Origin of the sequence: Paenibacillus aurantiacus (genome assembly GCF_042431225.1) — a bacterium.
In the GTDB taxonomy this organism is placed as follows: domain Bacteria; phylum Bacillota; class Bacilli; order Paenibacillales; family Paenibacillaceae; genus Paenibacillus_Z; species Paenibacillus_Z aurantiacus.
Genome location: NZ_JBHMDO010000025.1, coordinates 39,686 through 57,718, shown reverse-complemented (window position 1 = coordinate 57,718; position 18,033 = coordinate 39,686). Strand labels below are relative to the sequence as shown.

Below are 18,033 nucleotides of genomic sequence, written 5' to 3'. Positions count from 1 at the left end.
ATCAGACGTTCGTTTGCTCCAGCATCATTCGTTTAAGAAGTGCTTTCGTACGATGGATTCTTGCCTTCACTGTGCCAACCGGAAGCTGAAGCGCCTCGGCGATCTCCTGGTCTTTAAACCCATAATAGAATTTATAAAGCAGCATCGTTCTGGACCGTGGATCGAGTTCGCCAAGCAGTTCGGAAATTTCCAGCATGAGCTCGGCTTCGTAAGCGGAGGGCGTCTCGCCAGCCGCGGACAGCAGCTCCTCGTTATCTGCGACTACAAGCATCCTGGCGGTATGACGATTCATATTGAGCGCCACGTTCGCCGTGATCGTCTTCGCCCAGGCGTCCAGCTTACTCGCCTCGCGCAGCGAATCCCGGCTCTGCAGCATGCGCAGCCAAGCCTCTTGAACCGCATCCTGCGCGTCCGACTTATTGCTGAGCCGTGCGTAGGCGACCCGGATCATCTGGTTGTACAGCTCCCTTAGCTTCGCTTCGTACAGTTCAAAGGCAGCTCCATCGTCTTCACCGATCAATGGTTTGTTATCCATTCCGATCCGCTCCATCTGATTGATGACAACGTTTTGCAGAAGTTATTCTACCACAACAATATGACAAAAAAAAGAAAAAAACGCGGTCAACCCCTAGTGGTTCCGCGCTTTTTCCATGTTCTTCCTAGGATTCCAAAAGCTCCGAAGGAATCGGCTTTTCGGCAATGACGGCGTCATTTAACGACCTCAACCATGCCTCCGTAAGCTTACCTCCTCCGCGACGCAACACCTGCACCGTGACTGTTCTTTTTCCCCATTGTTTATAGACCTGCTTCTTCGTTTCAAAATATAAATCGATCTTCTTGCCTTTTATTTTCGATCCGGTGTCGGCGACGACCGCATATCCATACCCCGGCACGTAAAGAAGCGTGCCGATCGGAAATACCTTCGGATCCGCCGCAATGGTCGAGACGAGGTCCCGCCTTACTCTGACCCCGGAATATGTGATTCCGTATTGGGGGTGACCCGGCCGCTTGCCCGTCGATTCCACGCCAGCCGTATAGCCAGTCGCGATGACTTTGACATGCTTAAGTGCTTTGCCGCCACTCCACGCAGGAGCCGCTTTTGCGGATTTGGGCGTAACGGCGCTGCTGGATAACGCAGCCGCTTGCCCGTTATTGCGGTGGCGCGAGCCTTTCGCTGCTGAGGCTGCACGATTCGAGCCCGCCGAATGCTTTTTCGCCCCTGAGCTCTTCTTCGAATTCCGGCTCGCCATTGCGACCTTCGTCTTTTGATCCGGCTTTTTCGATTTAACCGTGCGGGTCGCGCCCGACTTCTTCGTTTTTATTTGCGCGTGTTTGGCAGGGGCTGTTTTTTTGCTGCCGGCCTTCTTACCTTTACGCGTATTGGTTTTACTCTTGTTGTGCTTGGTGTGCTTGGTGTGATTGGTGTTTTCGCTCTTCTTGTTCCGTTTGACTGCCTTAGCCGATTTAGCCGATTTCTTGGCCTTCCGCTCGGTTTTCGCTGATTGGTTTGAGCCCGACTTATTGGTTGCCTTAGCCGTCTTCTTCATTTGAGCCGTCTGGCCCGCCGTTCGCTTCACATGCTTCGCATTTGCCTTGGTCGTCTTGATCTTGGCCGTTCCGGCCGATACGGTCGCCTTGGCCGCCTTCTTCACAGCCCCATTGGGGCTGCTCTGCTCAGGCTCCTCGGCATGCTTGTCCGCTTTGGCGGACGCGGCTGCGGGCTGCGTTTGAGCCATCGCCTGAACGTCGTTCGCCGAAGCCGCCGACACGGCGACCGCCGATACCGCGAGTGCCGCGATCAAACGTTTGAACGGCAAAAAGCTTGTCAACATCTGGGTGTACTCCTCCTTAACACGAAGGTTCCCCCAGAGCGACAAGCTTTATGCAAAATCGATGGCTAGACGGGTTAGAAGCGGCGGTTAGATCCGCTTAGTCCGGATCTCCTCCTGCAGCAGCGCAACGATCTCGTCAACGGATTTGGCGCCGATATCCCCTTCTCCGCGCTTGCGGACGGAAGCTGTGCCGGAGCTTGCTTCATTCTCGCCGACGACGAGCATGTAAGGCGCCTTCTCGAGCTGCGCCTCGCGGATTTTGTAGCCCAGCTTCTCGTTGCGCAGGTCGGATTCGACGCGAATGCCGGCCAGTCTAAGCTTATCCTCCAGCTCGCGCGCATAGCCTTCGTACGCGATCGAGACCGGAATGATTTTGGCTTGCATCGGAGACAGCCAGAGCGGCAGCGCGCCCGCGAAATTCTCGAGCAGGAACGCTGTCATGCGCTCCATCGTGCTGATGATGCCGCGGTGAATGACGACCGGACGGTGTTTCTTGCCGTCGGCGCCGATATATTCCAGCTGGAAGCGTTCCGGCAGCAGCACGTCGATCTGCGCGGTCGAGAGCGTCTCTTCCTTGCCGAGCGCGGTCTTGATCTGCACGTCCAGCTTCGGACCATAGAAGGCCGCTTCGCCTTCCGCCTCATAGAACGGCAGACCGAGCTCTTCGACGACCTCGCGCAGCATCCGCTGCGTCGTTTCCCACATTTCGTCGTCCGGCCAGTACTTCTCGGTGTCGTTAGGGTCCCGGTACGAGAGGCGGAAACGATAGTCTTTGATGCCGAAATCCTCATAGACTTGGCGGATCAAGTTGACGACGCGCGCGAATTCTTCCTTGATTTGGTCCAGACGGCAGAAAATATGCGCATCATTCAGCGTCATCGCGCGTACGCGATGGAGGCCAGTCAAGGCGCCGGACATCTCATAGCGATGCATCGTGCCCAGCTCGGCTACGCGGATCGGCAGATCGCGGTACGAACGCAGGTCGCTCTTATAGACCATCATATGGTGCGGACAGTTCATCGGACGAAGCACGAGCTCTTCGTTATCGAGCTCCATCTTCGGGAACATGTCTTCCTGATAATGCTCCCAGTGCCCGCTTGTCTTGTACAGCTCGACGTTCGCCAGCACCGGCGTGTACACGTGCTGGTAGCCGAGTCTCTCTTCCAGGTCGACGATGTAACGCTCCATCGTGCGGCGGATCGTCGCGCCGTTCGGCAGCCAGATCGGCAGCCCTTGTCCGACTTCGCTGGCGAAGGTGAACGTCTTCAGCTCGCGGCCCAGCTTGCGGTGGTCGCGCTTCTTCGCTTCTTCGAGGAAATGCAGATGTTCATCCAGCTGCGCCTTCTTCGGGAACGCCGTGCCGTAGATCCGCTGCAGCATTTTGTTCTTCGAGTCGCCGCGCCAGTAAGCGCCCGCCACGCTAAGCAGCTTGAACGCCTTGATGCGTCCGGTGGACGGCAGGTGCGGTCCGCGGCACAGATCGAAAAATTCGCCCTGGTCGTAAATCGTCAGCTCCGCGTCTTCCGGCAAATCGCGGATCAGCTCCAGCTTCAGCGGGTCGCCGAGCTTGGTGAACGTCGCGATCGCCTCTTCGCGGCTGACGACGCGGCGGCGGATCGGCAGATCCTCCTGCACGATACGCTCCATTTCTTTCTCGATTCTTGCCAGATCGTCGGAGCTGATCGGGTTCTCGATATCAATATCATAATAGAAGCCATCCTCGATCACCGGTCCGATGCCCAGCTTGACTTCCGTCTTGCCGAACAACCGCTTGATCGCCTGCGCCATCAAGTGCGCAGTGCTGTGACGGTAGACTTCCAGACCGTCCCCGGAATCCAGCGTCACGATCTCCACTGTCGCGTCCTGTACAACCGGTGTATAGAGATCGACGACCTTCCCGTTCAATTTGCCCGCGACCGCATTCTTCTTCAGGCCGCTGCTGATGGAGGCGGCAACATCTTCGATCGTTGCGCCCTGCTCGTATTCCCGGACGGCGCCGTCCGGCAGTTTCACTTGAATCGCCATGACTGTTCTTTCTCCTTTTCGACTTGGTTCAAGCGGTGCTCGGGATGCATGCAAAAAAGCACTCATCCCGCAGAAGGGACGAGTGCTTGTCAGACCCGTGGTTCCACCCTAATTCGACCATACGCGCGATTGCTTGTGCCACGCCAGCGCATCATGCGCCTTGGTCCTTTCGGCATTCTGTAACGGGAATGTCCCGGCCTGGCTTACTTGGCGCCTCGCGAGCGGCCTTTCAACCAAACAGCTACAAAGGGGTACATCCACAGCCGCCGGCGTAAGGAAATTACAGCCGAGTTTCCTCTCTCTGGAACGGGCAAATCCGCGGATACATGTCTTTGTCAATGCTTTTCTTAAGCGTATTATAATCAACCGCCAATATGCCGGTCAAGTCCGGATTCGCTGCGCCCGCAGCAGATCTGGCAGAAGTTCCTGCGCCCCTTCCCCGAAATAGCTGCCGCAATGGCCGCAATCTACGCATAGGCGAACGCGGGTCTCGAAGATCGATTCCAGCGTGCGCATGACGGCCAGCTCCGGCTGCCTCGTATGGATGACAATTTGCTTCGGCGACACGGTTATCAGCGTGCTGACGATCATATCCTCCATGTTCATCTCGGATTCCAGCATATCGACGACGATCCGGTCGGCCGGCGCGGCATCGAGCAGCTCGAAATGCTCGTCGTAGAGCGCGAATTCGCTGCCGCCTTTATGTAGCACGTGTACGATCGGGAGCTTAACTTCCTGCATGCGAACAAAATATTTAAGCAACGATATGAATTCCTGATATTGCTTATCCATCACGTATTCGTCGATGGCGTAAGCGGTGATCTCCCGAAGTTCCTCCCAGTAAGGCGCTAGGCGAAACGTCACGAATCCGTCCAAATGAATACGGGCGTTCTCGGCGAGGAAAGCTTCGATCTCCGCGGAAACCTTTTGCTTCCTACGTTGACGATCGACTTCGGCGCCGGCAGGTTCGTTTTCCTCTCCCGCGAAATGCGACCCCTCCAGCAAATTGCGGCAATATCGTTCAATGGCTTCGGCTTCCTGCGGGTCTTCGTAGTGAAACTGCTTCCGGATGATCGCCTTGATCAACAGCGGCTCCAGCTCGGAGACGATGTATCCGGCCAGCGCAAGCGCCGTTTTTCGGTATATCGGAGGGCCATCCTTCTCCAGCTGAAAATCGTGCGTATCCGCAAAAAAACGGATCGCTTGTTCCTCCCTCTCCATCCTGACGGCGGAACGGTACTTGCGGTGTGTCGTGCTATGTAAATCGGCGAGTTCATCAAGCAAGCTTTCCTCCAGCTTCTCCATCGTCTCATCCGACGCGGACATAAGCGAAACCGTGAGTAGTTCCATGCGATCATTCCTCCTTCCTTAATCAGTATATGGCTGCGCAAAAGCAGATATACGATACAAGGGGTGGGACTGCTGGATATTGATTGGAATTAAAGCGTATTCGTGGTATGATTATTGTCTATAGTAGTATACTGCTGGAGTGAATCCAATGAATTATGAGAACCTGGACTATAACCGGGCACGTTGGAACCGCATGCTCCTCAACGGGTTCTGGTCCATATTAATCATTACCTTTTTCTTGGAATGCCTGTATTTGCTCACGGTTGCCGGGATCGCCAGAACCACGTTCATAACGGAATACATCGTTAGACCCACAATTATCCTGCTAGGGATCCTGCTTTCGGCCGAGACCGGGATCAAGCTGCTTCGAGGCAAATACCAGGACTACATCATGATTATTACTTCCGCCATGCTGTCGGCGGCCATCGTCTACATACACGACACCATCAACTATTTGCTGCTGGCCCTCTTCCTGCCGGTGATGGTGTCGATCTTCTATTTCCATATGCGGAAGCTCGTATTCGCCTTCTGTGTCACCATCATCACGCTCTATACGCTGTATGCGGTGCAGCCGGCGATGCACGCTTATTTGACGGCCGTCAGCCTGACGACCATCAGCATCATGTTCCTGCTGTTCTCTTTAATCGCGGGCGGCGTCCTGATGCGGGGGCGAGAGCTCATGGTGAATTTGCAGACCTCGTTCGAGTCGAACCGAGACCTGCTGGTGAAGAATGTCTGGATGGACAAGCTGTCGAAGACCGATGCCTTGACCGACCTCTACAATCACATCACGTTCCACGAGTTTTTCGAGCGTCTCATCGAGCAGCATGATTGCAACCAAGTACCCGTTCAACTGGCCCTGATCGACATCGACAACTTCAAGCAAATTAACGATACGTACGGCCATCGCGCCGGCGACGCCGTGTTAACCCGGGTCGCGGAGACGATCCGCGCGAACGTGAACGCTAACGCCTTCGTCGCCCGATATGGCGGCGAGGAGTTCGCAGTCCTCTTCACGGATAGTACGTTCCAGGAAGCCTACGAGGCCGTGGAGAGCATTCGCAATCACGTCTCCCGCCTCCCGCACGAGCAGCTCGGCGGCCGCGCGGTCACCGTTAGTATCGGCATCGGCGACTATGCCCGGAACGAAGGGAAGGAACACTTCTTCCATCTCGTTGATGAAGCGCTCTACGAAGCCAAGCACACAGGCAAGAACAAGACGGTCGTCCCGTCCAAAGAGGCCATCCAAGCGAGCCAGCTTGCTTGATCGGGGTCCATGCGAAAAAAGCTGCACGTCCGCCATCGCGGATCGTGCAGCTTTTTTGGTTGTAGGCGAGCCGAGACCGCCGAATTCGTTTAGTTCTGCATGACAAAGTCGTTCTCGATCTTCGCATTGACGTCGTCGAACACGCGCAGAATCTCGTATCGCGTGTTACGCTGCGCTGGAATTTTGCCCGCTTGGCGGATAATGTCCAGCGTCGAGCTGATGTTGACCTTGTGCGTCGTGCCCGCGGCGGAGACGACATTCTCCTCGATCATCGTCGAGCCGAAATCGTTGCAGCCGTAGCTGAGCGTCAGCTTGCCGATCTCGGGTCCCATCGTCACCCATGACGATTGGAAGTTGTCGATATTGTCGAGCGTCAAGCGGCTGATCGCCAGCGTCTTGAGGTATTCTTCCGGCGTCGCTTTCTCGCGCTTCATGTTCGTGTTGTCCGGCTGGAACGTCCACGGGATGAACGCCAGGAATCCTTTGGAGTCGTAGCCATTGGCGATGCACTCGTCCTGCGCGTCGCGCACGCGAAGCAGGTGAAGCGCGCGCTCCTCCATCGATTCGCCGAAGCCGATGACCATCGTCGCCGTCGTGTTCATGCCTATCCGGTGAGCGATCTTCATGACGTCCATCCAGTCCGTCCAAGAGCCCTTCAGGCGACTGATCTTACGGCGAGTCCGGTCGTCGAGGATCTCGGCGCCGCCGCCCGGCAGCGAATCGAGCCCCGCTTCGTGAATTTGACGGATGACTTCTTCAAGCGACAGGCCGTTGGAGACTTCCTTCATCTTGTGAATCTCGGCCGGCGAGAAGGAATGCATGGTAATTTGCGGGAAATGCTGTTTGATTTTGCGTAGAATGTCCACATAATATTGGAACGGCAGGTTCGGGTTCGTCCCGCCCTGCATCAGAATTTCCGTGCCGCCGACGTTCACGGTCTCCTGGATTTTCTGCAAAATCGTCTCGTCCGAGAGGACATACCCTTCCGCGTTGCCTGGCGCACGGTAGAATGCGCAGAAGCGACAGTAGACGTCGCAAACGTTCGTATAGTTAATGTTCCGCCCTACGACGAACGTCGTAATCGGCTCGGGATGCTTGCGCAGCATGATTTGATTGGCGGCATGCCCCATTTTCTCAATCTCATCGGATTCGAAAAGCGTAATAATGTCCTCTTGCATGAGACGCTGACCGTTCAGCGCTTGTTGTAAAATACGGTCCACTTGATTCATCTGATAGGGACCCTCCTCTTCCGTTCGAGCTCGCGCTCGCTCCTTAACCTTCTTATCCATCCTAACATAAAAAGCCCGCCACCGTCACCTTGGACAAAAAGGCAACAGTGGCGGATATGTGGCTAAATGGTTGGGGCTCCGGTTGTCTCGGGTGGCGCTCCCGTTTTAGGCTCCGGTTGTCTCGATGACGCTCCCGTTGTAGACTTGTTTCCTTTATTATGTAACTTATTAAGCGGTGGAAACAAGGCCACAAAAGTCGCTGTCATTCGAGAAACCTTCGCTATGCAGTTTAAAGTTAAAACCAAGACAAAACCGAGACCGAGTTCAAGCTAGTTCGCGGCCACGCTCTCGCGCACCGCTTGCGTGAACTTCTCCAGCGCCTCGGCCAGCAGCGACCGCGGACAAGCCAGGTTCACACGTAGGTAACCCTGCCCCTGATCGCCGAATACGGAGCCTTCGCTGAACGCCACCCCGGCCCGCTCGAACATGAGTCGCTTCAACTCCTGCGGCTTCTCGGATATCTCGCGGCAGTCTAGCCACACCATGTAAGTGCCTTCCGGCTTCATCGGCTTCACATGCGGCAGCTCGCGAGAGATGTAATCGATCAAGAAATCGCGGTTCCCTTCGAGATAGACAAGCAGCTGATCGAGCCATTCATCGCCATGGTCATAGGCCGCCACGACGGCCGTCTGGCCGAAGAAGCTCTCCATATGGATCGACAGCGTCTTGAGCAGGTAGTTGTACTTCCGGCGAAGCTCGGCGTTCGGAATGATGACGGACGCCGCTTGCAGGCCGGCCAGATTGAACGTCTTGCTCGTCGCGACACAAGTGAACGATTGCTGCGCGAACGCCTCGGAGATCGACGCGAACGCGGTATGCTTATGCCCGGAGAAGACGAGGTCGTGATGAATCTCGTCCGCGACGATCAGCACGCCGTGCTTCAGGCAGATCTCGCCGATACGCGTCAGCTCCTCCCGCGTCCAGACGCGTCCGCCCGGATTATGCGGCGAGCAGAGCAGCATGAGCTTCGCTTCCTTCGCCTGCTCCTCCAGCAGCTCGAAGTCGATCTCGAAGCGCTCCTCCTTCAAGATGAGCGCGTTGTCGAGCACCTTGCGGCCGTTCATCTTAATCACGTCGTAGAACGGATAGTAGACGGGCGATTGCAAAATCACGCCGTCGCCCGGCTCCGTGAACGCCATGACGATCAGACTGAGCGCAGGCACGACGCCCGGGCTCGACGTGATCCACTCATGCTTCACATCCCAGCCGTGCCGGCGGGACATCCAGCCCGCAATTGCTTCATAATAAGCCTCGGTGCGAATCGTGTAGCCATAGATGCCTTCCTTCGCCCGATCCACGATAGCCTCCACGACTTCCTGCGGCGGCTCGAAATCCATGTCCGCGACCCATAGCGGCAAAATATCCGGGCGTCCGAACAGCTTCTCGGATTGGTCCCACTTGTACGTGCCTTTGCCGGTCCGGTCGATTCTGCGGTCGAAATCGTACTGATGCGCCATGGCTGCTTAAGCCTCCCCGATCTCGCGCTTCGCAGCTTCGAGCGCCTGACCGAGGTCGGCGATGATATCGTCCGCATGTTCGATGCCGACGGAGAAACGAAGCAGCCGGTCGTCGACGCCGATCTGGCGGCGGATTTCCTCCGGAATGTCCGCATGCGTCTGCACCGCCGGATACGTCATCAGCGATTCGCAGCCGCCGAGGCTCTCCGCGAACGCAATTAGCTTGATGTGGCGCAGAATCGGCTCGACGTAGCGGGCATCCTTCAGGCGGAAGGAGAAAATGCCGGTATTGCCCGACGATTGGCGCGATTGAATGTCATGACCCGGATGTTGCGCAAGCGCCGGGTAATATACTTCTTCGATCGCCTCGTGCGTCAGCAGCCAGTTCGCCACCGCTGTCGCATTCGCCTGATGGCGCTCCATCCGCAGCGCGAGCGTCTTCATCCCGCGCATGAGCAGCCAGGAGTCCTGTGCGCCGAGCACGGCGCCGATCGAGTTGTGCAGGAACGCCATTTGATCGGACAGCTCCTTGCCCTTGGTCACGATCAAGCCAGCCAACACATCGTTATGGCCGCCCAAATATTTCGTCGCGCTGTGCACGACGATGTCAGCGCCCAGTTCAATCGGCCGTTGGAAGAACGGCGTCAGCAGCGTATTGTCGACGATCGTTAGCAGCCCTTTGGACTTCGCCCAGGCGCTAATGCGCTCGATATCCGTGATCATCATGAGCGGATTGGTCGGCGTCTCGATGAGCACCGCCTTCGTATTCGGCGTACAGAGCTGCGCGATGCCGTCGAGATCGTTCGTATCCACGTATGAAGCGCTCACGCCGAACCGGCTCATGATGCGCTCGAGCAGTCGGTACGTACCGCCGTAAAGGTCGAGGGAGACGATCAGATGGTCGCCCTGTCCGAACAGCGAGAATACGGTCTGAAGCGCGGCCATGCCGGAGCTGCAGGCAAATCCGCGATCGCCGGATTCAAGTTCGGCCGCAGCTTCTTCAAGCACCTTGCGTGTCGGATTCGTCGTGCGAGCGTAGTCGAATCCCGTGCTCTCCCCTAGCTTTGGATGACGGAATGCGGTGGCCAGGTAGATCGGGTAGCTGACGGATCCGGTGACCGGCTCTTGAACCGATCCGATTTGGGCTAAGCGGCTTTCTATTTTCATAAGTCTCGGGCTCCTTTGGTTAGGGTTCGGATGGATGCGAGCGCGGCTCCCCTTCATCGGTGTTTCGGCCTGCTGTCTGCGCGGGGAATAAGATTAGATGCCTGCTCCAAGTTCGTACGGCGTTTGCTGGTAGACGTAATAATTCAGCCAGTTGGAGAACAATAGATTCGCATGCGCCCGCCAGCTGGAGAGCGGCGCGAGCGTCGGATCGTCTTTTGGAAAATAATTCTTCGGCACGCCGATCGCAAGACCCTTGGCCTTGTCGCGGTCGTACTCCCACTTCAGCGTCTGCGGATCGTATTCCGAGTGACCGGTCACGAATACCTGCTTGCCGTCTCTGGAGGCGACGAGGTAGACGCCCGCTTCTTCGGAAGTGGAGAGAATCTCCAAACCTTCGATACCCTCGATGTCTGCGGCGCGCACCTCCGTATGCCGCGACTGCGGCACGAAGAACAACTCGTCGAACCCGCGCGTCAACGGCACGTTCCGCTTATGAAGCGTGTGCGGGTAAACGCCGAAAATCTTCTCGTCCAGATTGTACTTCGGCACGCCGTAATGGTGGTAAAGTCCCGCTTGGGACGCCCAACAGATATGAAGCGTGGACGTCACGCGGTGCGCGCTCCAGTCCATGATATCCTTCAATTCTTCCCAATAATTCACGTCTTCGAATGGCATCTGCTCAACGGGCGCTCCGGTGATGATCAAGCCGTCGTAGTATTCGTGCTTAATATCGTCGAACGTCTTGTAGAACGATTCCAGATGCTCGCTGGACGTATTCTTGGACGTGTGCGTCTTCGGATGGAGCAGCACGGCTTCCACCTGCAGCGGCGTATTGCCGATCAGGCGCAGCAGCTGGGTCTCGGTCGTTTCTTTCGTCGGCATCAGGTTCAAAATCGCGATTCTTAACGGGCGAATGTCCTGATGGTAGGCGACGCTTTCGTCCATGACGAAGATATTCTCGCGCGCTAGTATTTCTTTGGCTGGCAAATTGTCCGGTACCTTGATTGGCATCTCGATCACTCCTTTAAAATTGAGGCTCTTGTGGCTGTTATGAAGGGTGCGGGTGAGGTGAGTACCGGGAAAATGATAAGGCAAAAAGCCCCTTCTGGATAAGAAGGGGCATAATGGGTACACTCATGCGCCTCTCATCTCCCAGAAACCTAAATAAGTCTCCGCAAGAATTAGCACCGTGCTCTTGGCCGGTTGCCGGGCTTCATCGGGCTAGTCCCTCCGCCTGCTCTTGATAAGAAAGCTATACGTATTCAATTGTACGTTTCGCGATTACAAGCTTTACTTTAATGCAAACGTCTATTGCCGTCAAGCGGGTTTTCTTCGAAAAATCCGGCCCGGCCGCGAACCGAAAATAAGCCGCGGCATATCGTACAGGAGGGGCCGTTCACTCACCTTTTTAACGCTTGTATGGAATGTCGCACGCGGAGTATACTAGACAAGGATTATGCGCAATCTAAGGCTCATTTTCAAAGACGACGACAAAGGGGTGTTGACGAATATGGAAGGCGACCCGAGGCCTGCGGGCATCCGCATGAACGACCGGTACCGAAGCAAGCGGTCCGCTCTAGGCTCCAACTATGTTCGCTCTGCGCCGCCTAGTTTTTCATAGACGGTCTCGACATGAAGCATGGCGTGGACGTATACGGCGGGCTCTCTTCGGAATCCGGCATCCGGGAACGAAAGCAACAGGGATGAAGGGAGAGGGCACGGATGAAGATCCGACTCGTCAATCAAGGCGTATTCACGCCGATTGAAGATATTAATACAACGCTTGTCGCGCCAGCCGAAGGCTTCTACTGGATCGACGCGGACACCGACGATCTGGCTGTCTTGCAGCCGCTGTTCGCGCTGCACGACCTGGCCGTCGAGGACTGCCTCAGCGAAGAGGAGCAGCGTCCGAAGATCGAGATTTACGAAGGGCATTATTTTATCGTTATAAACAGCATCCGCTTCGACGATGAAGAAATTTTTCTGCGCGCGCTCAATATTTTTCTCGGGCGGCATTTCATCTTGACGGTCACTAAGCAGAAGATCCACGAATTGCGCGTGCTCAAGCCGATTCTATGGGAAGAAGAAGTGACGCGGCCCGACCGATTCCTCTATCACTTGGTCGACATCGTCGTCGACAACTACTTCGTCGTCGGCGACCGGATCGAGAACCGCATCGAATCGCTCGAAGAAGATATTCTCATGCATACGAAGAAGTCGCATCTGAACGAAATCATCGGTCTGCGAAGCGAGATTCTGTGGCTGAAGAAGATGCTCGTCCCGCAGCGCGACGTGATCGGCACGCTGAACAAGAAGGATTTGCGGCTCGTCGACGATCAGCTGCAGAAGTACTTCGGCGACATCTATGAGAACGCCGTGAAGATCACGGAGACATTCGAGACGTACCGCGATCTGATGGGCAACTTGCGCGAGGCCTACCAGTCCAGCTTGTCCAACCGGGCGAACGAAATCATGCGCGTCTTCACCGCTATAACGGTGATCTTCATGCCGCTGACGTTCTTGACCGGCGTATACGGAATGAACTTCGATTATTTGCCCGGCGCTCACATTCATGGCGGCTCGTACATCCTGCTGTCGATTATGGTGACGCTGGGACTCGGAATGTTCTATCTGTTCAAGAAGAAGGATTGGCTGTAAGGCGATAGATCTTGGTTGCACACTTTAACGAAAATCCGGCTTGCACGTTTCCGATCGGATCGGAGAAGCGCAAGCCGGATTTTTTGTGTACGCTTAAAACGGCGCTAGCCCCTGGATCACCCTTCGCCCGCCATCGCCTCGCGCGCCCCTTTCTCCAGATCGACGAAGCGCAGCAGCAGCATGCCGACGATGAAGAACGCCGCGACCGAGACGATCGCGATGCGGCTCGAGCCCGTCATCGTGCCGACGACGGCGAAGATGAGCGGCCCCGCCACGGACGAGAATTTGCTCGAGAGGCTGAGGAAACCGAAAAATTCCGCCGACCGCGACGGCGGTGTCAAATTCGCGTACAGCGAGCGCGAAATCGCCTGGCTGCCGCCTTGCACAAGTCCGACCATGAACGCGAGAATATAGAAATGCAGCGCGCTCGACATAAAGAAGCCGAGGACGACGATAACCAAATAAATCGATAGCGACAGATAGAGAGCGCGCTTGTCGCCCATCCAGCGGGCGATCCGGATGAAGAGCAGCGTGCTCGGATAGCCGACGAACTGCGTGATGAGCAGCGCCGTTATCAGATGGGATGTCTCGATGCCGATGCCGGCGCCGTAGATGGTGGCCATCGTGATGACCGTATTGATCCCATCGTTGAAAAACCAATAAGCTATCATATATTTCAGCAGCTCCGGATAACGGCGAGCCGTCTTGAACGTATACGCGATTCGTCTAAAGCCGATGCGAACGTAGGCGGCGAATCCGCCCTCCACGCGCGGGCGCGCCTGTTCCTTCACATGCCGGATAAGCGGAAGGCTAAATAGCAGCCACCAGATGCCGACGGTGACGAAAGCGGCGCGCGTCCCGGTCGCTTCATCCGCGAAGCCGAAAAGATCATACGCTTGAATCATCGCAATGTTAACTGCCAGCAGCAAGCCGCCGCCCAAATAGCCGACCGCGTATCCTTTCGAACTGAGCCCCGAGCGATCCTCCGGCCGAGCGATATCGGTCAACAGGCCATCGTAGAACGTATTGCCGCCCGAATAGCCGATCGTCCCTAGAATGACGAGGATCGAAGCCAGCAGCCAGTCGCCTTCGCCCGCGAGCGCCATGCCCGAGCTGGCCAGCGCCCCCATGAACGCGAAGCCCGCCAGAAACTTCACCTTCGAGCCCGACGCGTCGGCGATCGCGCCTAGCACCGGCGAGAGCACGGCTACGCACAGCATGCCGATCGACTGCGTATACCCCCAGTAATTTTCCGCCATATTTCCTTCGAGCCCTTTGCCCGCTACGCTTTTGTAATAAATAGGCATGACCGCTGCCAGCATCGTCGTGGCAAATGCGGAATTCGCCCAGTCATACATGAGCCAGCCTCTGATCGATTTACGATTCACGTGTGAGTTCCTCCTCCGGATAGGGCGGATCGTTGAGCGTTTTACCGCGCTAGCCTTCCTTTCGACATATGCCGAATAATTCCTCCTAAAGTTCCTGTAAAGAAATGACCGCACGATCCCCCGCCTCTTCCCTGTATTCAGCAAATCTTCAGAATCGGGCTTCTTTCCGGTTTTGCCGAGAATCGTATGTTCCTTTATAATAGAGGAATATCGTGATAAAAAAGTTTAATCGACAAAGGAGGGATTCCGTGAACATTAGCCAACTGGAAACGCTGCAGACGATCTCGAAAACGATGAGTTTTCGAAAAGCCGGCGAGCTGCTTAATCTGACTCAGCCTGCCGTATCCGCTCAGATCAAAAGCCTGGAGGACGAATTCGGCACCGTGCTGATCGACCGTAATCAGCCCGTTACGCTGACCGACCGCGGGCAAGTTTTTCTGGAGCATGCCGAGAAAATTCTCGCGATCGTCGAGGAGATGAAATCCAGGCTGACGGATCTCAATCAGAATCCGCAGGGGCATATCGTGCTCGGAACAACAACGTCGATCGCTATTCAGATTTTGCCGCGCGTTCTGTCGTATTTTCAGGATCAGTTCCCGCTTATCAAGACCACCATCCAATCCATGCCTTCTTCGCAAGTGACGACCGCCGTCGAGAACGGGACGGTCGATATCGGCATTAATTATTTGTCCGAACGCAATCCTAACATTGAATCCTCCATTCTGTACTATGATACGTATGAGCTTGTCGTCGCGCCGAATCACCCGATGAGCGGACTGACCCATACCACCGTCGAATCGCTGAAGGATATCCCGATGATTCTGCTCTCGCCCGACGCGCTCGGCCGGAAGTTCATCGACCAGATTTTCCGGCGGTACAATATCCAGCCGAACATCGTCATGGAGCTGTCAAGCAGCGAAGAAGTGAAGCGGATGGCCGAACTCAATCTCGGCGCGGCCGTCGTCTCCAAGCTCGCCGTCGCCAACGAAGTGAAGCTCGGCACGCTCAAGCTGATCAAAGTCGCCGAGCTCGAGATGTTCCACCCCGTTGGAGTTATCTACAAGTCGGGGCGTTACCTGAACTCAGCCATGCAGCAGTTTCTAAGCGATCTCAAGGGCATGCCGGAGGCGCAGTTTATTAGTTCGGAATAGCACATTGTTTTGGAGCCGCATGGCGGCTACAACATTGTGCTACCACATTGTTTTGGAGCCGCATGGCGGCTACAACATTGTGCTACCACATTGTTTTGGAGCCGCATGGCGGCTACAACATTGTGCTAGCACATTGGCTTGAACGCTGCGACAGCTGCGGGCAGCATTGTGCTAAGACACATTGTTTTGGAGCCGCATGGCAGCTGCAACATTGTGCTACCACATTGGTTTGCCGGTGCGGTAGTATCGGCAGCATTGTGTTCGAGAGACATTACGTTCTTATAGAATCGAATCGCGCAAACTAGGCGCGCGATTGCTCTGCTTTGCCAACCAAGAGCAAATAAAAAAGCGAAGCGGGACGGAGGTTAGCGAAGAAGCGCCAGCGTTCGCCTTTGTGGACGGATTCCCCCCTCGTTCAACTTAAGTCAAGGAATCCGGCAACAACAGCGATCGCAGCAACCACCGACCCGCGCAGCACTCTTTGCTCACCCACCATAGGAGGTAGTTACCATGACGACCATTAAATTCGATATGCACACGCACCACTTCAGATGCGGCCATGCGGATGGCAATATCGAGGAATACATCCAGGCGGGCATCGAGGCGGGGTTGACCGCGATCGGCATCTCCGATCACTCCCCTTATTTCGCCAGCGAAGAGGATCAGCCGCAGCCGGGCATCGCGATGGCGAAGAGCGATTTCGAGAATTACATAAATGAAGTGCTTCGTCTGAAAGCCAAATACGAAGGCAAAATCGACGTACTGCTCGGCGTCGAATCCGATTTCTATCCGGAGCATATCGACCTGTACCGCAGCATGTACGAGAAGCATCCGTTCGATTACATCATCGGCTCGGTGCATCAGACGCGGGGCATTAGCATTTTCAACCGCAACCGCTGGAAGGGCGTCACCCAAACGAAACAAATCGAGGAGAAAGCCCATTATTACGATCTCATCCGCCAATCGGCGGCCAGCGGCGTGTTCCAAATTCTTGGCCACATCGACGCGATGAAAGGCTACTTCCCCGCCTTCTCGCACATTCCGGCCAACGAAGCGATCGACGAGACGCTGCAGGCGATTGCCGGCTATGGCGTCGCGATCGAGATCAACACGTCCGGCAGCACGAAGGAATGCGGCGGCTGGTATCCATCCGACGCGATTCTGGAGCGCGCGCGCTTCTACGGCGTTCCGGTTACCTTCGGCTCCGACGCGCACAAACCATCCCGCGTAGGCGATGAATGGGAGCTCGTGCAGAAGCGGCTGAAGGAAATCGGCTTCAAAGAGTGGGTCTACTACAAGCAAAGACAGCCGGTTGTCGTGCCGATCCCGTAACAGACGGGACGGCACGGCCCAGAAGACAAAAAAAATGGACCTGCACGCTGCAGGTCCCAAACCATATATTATTAAAAGGGGGTCTTGTTTATTATAATAGCCCCTTTGTGTGAAAGGACGGTAACAGAACTATTTCATTTGTGTAACAAATAAAGGAGCGGTGGGCCATGTACGACTTCCATCATCTCGGGCATGTGAAACACCAGGCGGTTTCCCGGCGTTCGTTATGGGCAACGTTAATCCTCACCATGATATTCACGGTCGTGGAGATCGTCGGCGGCCTGCTCAGCCATTCGCTTGCGCTGCTCTCGGATTCCGCGCATATGGTGTCCGACGTCATCGCGCTCGCCCTCAGCATGACCGCCATCTACTTCGCCCGTAGGGAACCGAACGCCAAGTACACGTTCGGTTATTTGCGTTTTGAAATATTGGCCTCATTCCTGAACGGCGCGGCGCTGGCCATTATCGCGGTCGGCATATTCATCGCGGGCATTCGCCGGTTCCTTCATCCGCAAACAATCGACTTCCCCCTCATGCTGACGATCGCCTCGGTCGGGCTGATCGTCAACATCGTCCTGACTATCATCTTAAGCCGCAGCGTCAAGGAGGAGCCGAACCTGAACGTGCAGAGCGCACTATGGCATTTTATCGGCGATCTGCTCAGTTCAGTGGGCGTCATCGTCTCGGCCGGCATCATTTTCGTGACAGGCTGGCTGTTCGTCGATCCGCTTATCAGCCTCGTCATCGGCGGCATCATCTTCGCCGGCGGATGGCGCATCATGCGAGAAGCATATTCGATTCTGATGGAGGCCGTTCCCAAGAAGTTTAATTTGGACGAAATGCGGGCATCGCTGATGGAGGTTGAAGGCGTCGAGGACGTCCATGAGCTGCATCTGTGGGCGATCTCCACCGATCACTATTCACTTACCGCGCATGTGTTCGTCCGCGAGGAAATTCAGCCGTATTGCGTCATCCTCGCCATCCATGAATCGCTGCGCGAACGCTACGGCATCGAACATGCGACGATTCAGACCGAACATGCGCAGCTGCATCCGCATGGCGAATACGGCCGGCGTTTCCTCCAGAAGACGCAGCAATTGTAGAAGGAGTTGTCCCT

The 18,033-nt window shown here is 55.7% G+C and carries 14 protein-coding genes and 1 riboswitch; of the genes, 5 read left to right on the top strand and 9 right to left on the bottom strand.

The window, feature by feature from the left end:
* Window position 1 precedes the first annotated feature (1 nt).
* From ACFFSY_RS15875 to ACFFSY_RS15860, 4 genes are all read right to left on the bottom strand, one after another.
* Window positions 2-535, bottom strand: a complete 534-nt coding sequence (locus ACFFSY_RS15875; protein ID WP_377495672.1) for an RNA polymerase sigma factor — start codon at window positions 533-535, stop codon at window positions 2-4.
* Between the two features lie 124 nt (window positions 536-659).
* On the bottom strand, window positions 660-1,877 hold the full coding sequence (locus tag ACFFSY_RS15870) for a 3D domain-containing protein (RefSeq protein ID WP_377495670.1): 1,218 nt from the start codon (window positions 1,875-1,877) through the stop codon (window positions 660-662).
* A gap of 42 nt (window positions 1,878-1,919) precedes the next feature.
* Window positions 1,920-3,857, bottom strand: a complete 1,938-nt coding sequence (thrS, locus tag ACFFSY_RS15865) for a threonine--tRNA ligase (RefSeq protein WP_377495668.1) — start codon at window positions 3,855-3,857, stop codon at window positions 1,920-1,922.
* A 381-nt stretch (window positions 3,858-4,238) separates the two neighbouring features.
* Window positions 4,239-5,207: a putative sporulation protein YtxC gene (locus ACFFSY_RS15860; protein ID WP_377495666.1), complete on the bottom strand. Its 969-nt coding sequence runs from the start codon at window positions 5,205-5,207 to the stop codon at window positions 4,239-4,241.
* 148 nt (window positions 5,208-5,355) lie between these two features.
* Between ACFFSY_RS15860 and ACFFSY_RS15855 the strand changes: the two genes are divergently transcribed.
* Window positions 5,356-6,474 (top strand): GGDEF domain-containing protein, encoded by a 1,119-nt coding sequence (locus tag ACFFSY_RS15855; protein ID WP_377495664.1) that lies wholly within the window; start codon window positions 5,356-5,358, stop codon window positions 6,472-6,474.
* 89 nt (window positions 6,475-6,563) lie between these two features.
* On the opposite strand, the gene mqnC is transcribed toward ACFFSY_RS15855, so the two are convergent.
* The 4 genes from mqnC to metA all read right to left on the bottom strand — a co-directional run bounded on the left by mqnC (window position 6,564) and on the right by metA (window position 11,398).
* Window positions 6,564-7,703, bottom strand: a complete 1,140-nt coding sequence (gene mqnC, locus ACFFSY_RS15850; RefSeq protein WP_377495662.1) for a cyclic dehypoxanthinyl futalosine synthase — start codon at window positions 7,701-7,703, stop codon at window positions 6,564-6,566.
* Window positions 7,704-8,032: 329 nt separating this feature from the next.
* Complete coding sequence (locus ACFFSY_RS15845) at window positions 8,033-9,220, bottom strand: MalY/PatB family protein (RefSeq protein ID WP_377495660.1); 1,188 nt, start codon at window positions 9,218-9,220, stop codon at window positions 8,033-8,035.
* Between the two features lie 6 nt (window positions 9,221-9,226).
* Window positions 9,227-10,387 (bottom strand): PLP-dependent transferase, encoded by a 1,161-nt coding sequence (locus ACFFSY_RS15840; RefSeq protein WP_377495657.1) that lies wholly within the window; start codon window positions 10,385-10,387, stop codon window positions 9,227-9,229.
* Between the two features lie 93 nt (window positions 10,388-10,480).
* Window positions 10,481-11,398: a homoserine O-acetyltransferase MetA gene (gene metA, locus ACFFSY_RS15835; RefSeq protein WP_377495654.1), complete on the bottom strand. Its 918-nt coding sequence runs from the start codon at window positions 11,396-11,398 to the stop codon at window positions 10,481-10,483.
* Window positions 11,399-11,529: 131 nt separating this feature from the next.
* A riboswitch (SAM riboswitch) is annotated at window positions 11,530-11,637 on the bottom strand.
* Between the two features lie 472 nt (window positions 11,638-12,109).
* On the opposite strand from metA, the gene corA reads away from it, so the two are divergent.
* Entirely contained in the window at window positions 12,110-13,045 is a 936-nt protein-coding gene (gene corA, locus ACFFSY_RS15830) for a magnesium/cobalt transporter CorA (protein ID WP_377495651.1), read from the top strand.
* 116 nt (window positions 13,046-13,161) lie between these two features.
* On the opposite strand, the gene ACFFSY_RS15825 is transcribed toward corA, so the two are convergent.
* The gene (locus ACFFSY_RS15825; RefSeq protein WP_377495649.1) at window positions 13,162-14,433 is read right to left on the bottom strand and encodes an MFS transporter; all 1,272 of its coding nucleotides are present in this window, start codon (window positions 14,431-14,433) and stop codon (window positions 13,162-13,164) included.
* A 248-nt stretch (window positions 14,434-14,681) separates the two neighbouring features.
* On the opposite strand from ACFFSY_RS15825, the gene ACFFSY_RS15820 reads away from it, so the two are divergent.
* The 3 genes from ACFFSY_RS15820 (at window position 14,682) to ACFFSY_RS15810 (ending at window position 18,019) form a co-directional block, all read left to right on the top strand.
* On the top strand, window positions 14,682-15,584 hold the full coding sequence (locus ACFFSY_RS15820; RefSeq protein WP_377495647.1) for a LysR family transcriptional regulator: 903 nt from the start codon (window positions 14,682-14,684) through the stop codon (window positions 15,582-15,584).
* Window positions 15,585-16,103: 519 nt separating this feature from the next.
* Complete coding sequence (locus ACFFSY_RS15815; RefSeq protein WP_377495903.1) at window positions 16,104-16,916, top strand: histidinol-phosphatase; 813 nt, start codon at window positions 16,104-16,106, stop codon at window positions 16,914-16,916.
* A gap of 167 nt (window positions 16,917-17,083) precedes the next feature.
* Window positions 17,084-18,019 (top strand): cation diffusion facilitator family transporter, encoded by a 936-nt coding sequence (locus ACFFSY_RS15810; RefSeq protein ID WP_377495645.1) that lies wholly within the window; start codon window positions 17,084-17,086, stop codon window positions 18,017-18,019.
* Window positions 18,020-18,033: the final 14 nt, after the last annotated feature.

What these genes read in the sequence shown, in the direction of transcription:
- ACFFSY_RS15875 (WP_377495672.1), bottom strand. Translation starts at nt 535, where the DNA reads ATGGATAACAAACCATTGATCGGTGAAGACGATGGAGCTGCCTTTGAA.
- mqnC (WP_377495662.1), bottom strand. Translation starts at nt 7,703, where the DNA reads ATGAATCAAGTGGACCGTATTTTACAACAAGCGCTGAACGGTCAGCGT.
- corA (WP_377495651.1), top strand. Translation starts at nt 12,110, where the DNA reads ATGAAGATCCGACTCGTCAATCAAGGCGTATTCACGCCGATTGAAGAT.
- ACFFSY_RS15840 (WP_377495657.1), bottom strand. Translation starts at nt 10,387, where the DNA reads ATGAAAATAGAAAGCCGCTTAGCCCAAATCGGATCGGTTCAAGAGCCG.
- ACFFSY_RS15845 (WP_377495660.1), bottom strand. Translation starts at nt 9,220, where the DNA reads ATGGCGCATCAGTACGATTTCGACCGCAGAATCGACCGGACCGGCAAA.
- thrS (WP_377495668.1), bottom strand. Translation starts at nt 3,857, where the DNA reads ATGGCGATTCAAGTGAAACTGCCGGACGGCGCCGTCCGGGAATACGAG.
- ACFFSY_RS15810 (WP_377495645.1), top strand. Translation starts at nt 17,084, where the DNA reads ATGTACGACTTCCATCATCTCGGGCATGTGAAACACCAGGCGGTTTCC.
- metA (WP_377495654.1), bottom strand. Translation starts at nt 11,398, where the DNA reads ATGCCAATCAAGGTACCGGACAATTTGCCAGCCAAAGAAATACTAGCG.
- ACFFSY_RS15855 (WP_377495664.1), top strand. Translation starts at nt 5,356, where the DNA reads ATGAATTATGAGAACCTGGACTATAACCGGGCACGTTGGAACCGCATG.
- ACFFSY_RS15860 (WP_377495666.1), bottom strand. Translation starts at nt 5,207, where the DNA reads ATGGAACTACTCACGGTTTCGCTTATGTCCGCGTCGGATGAGACGATG.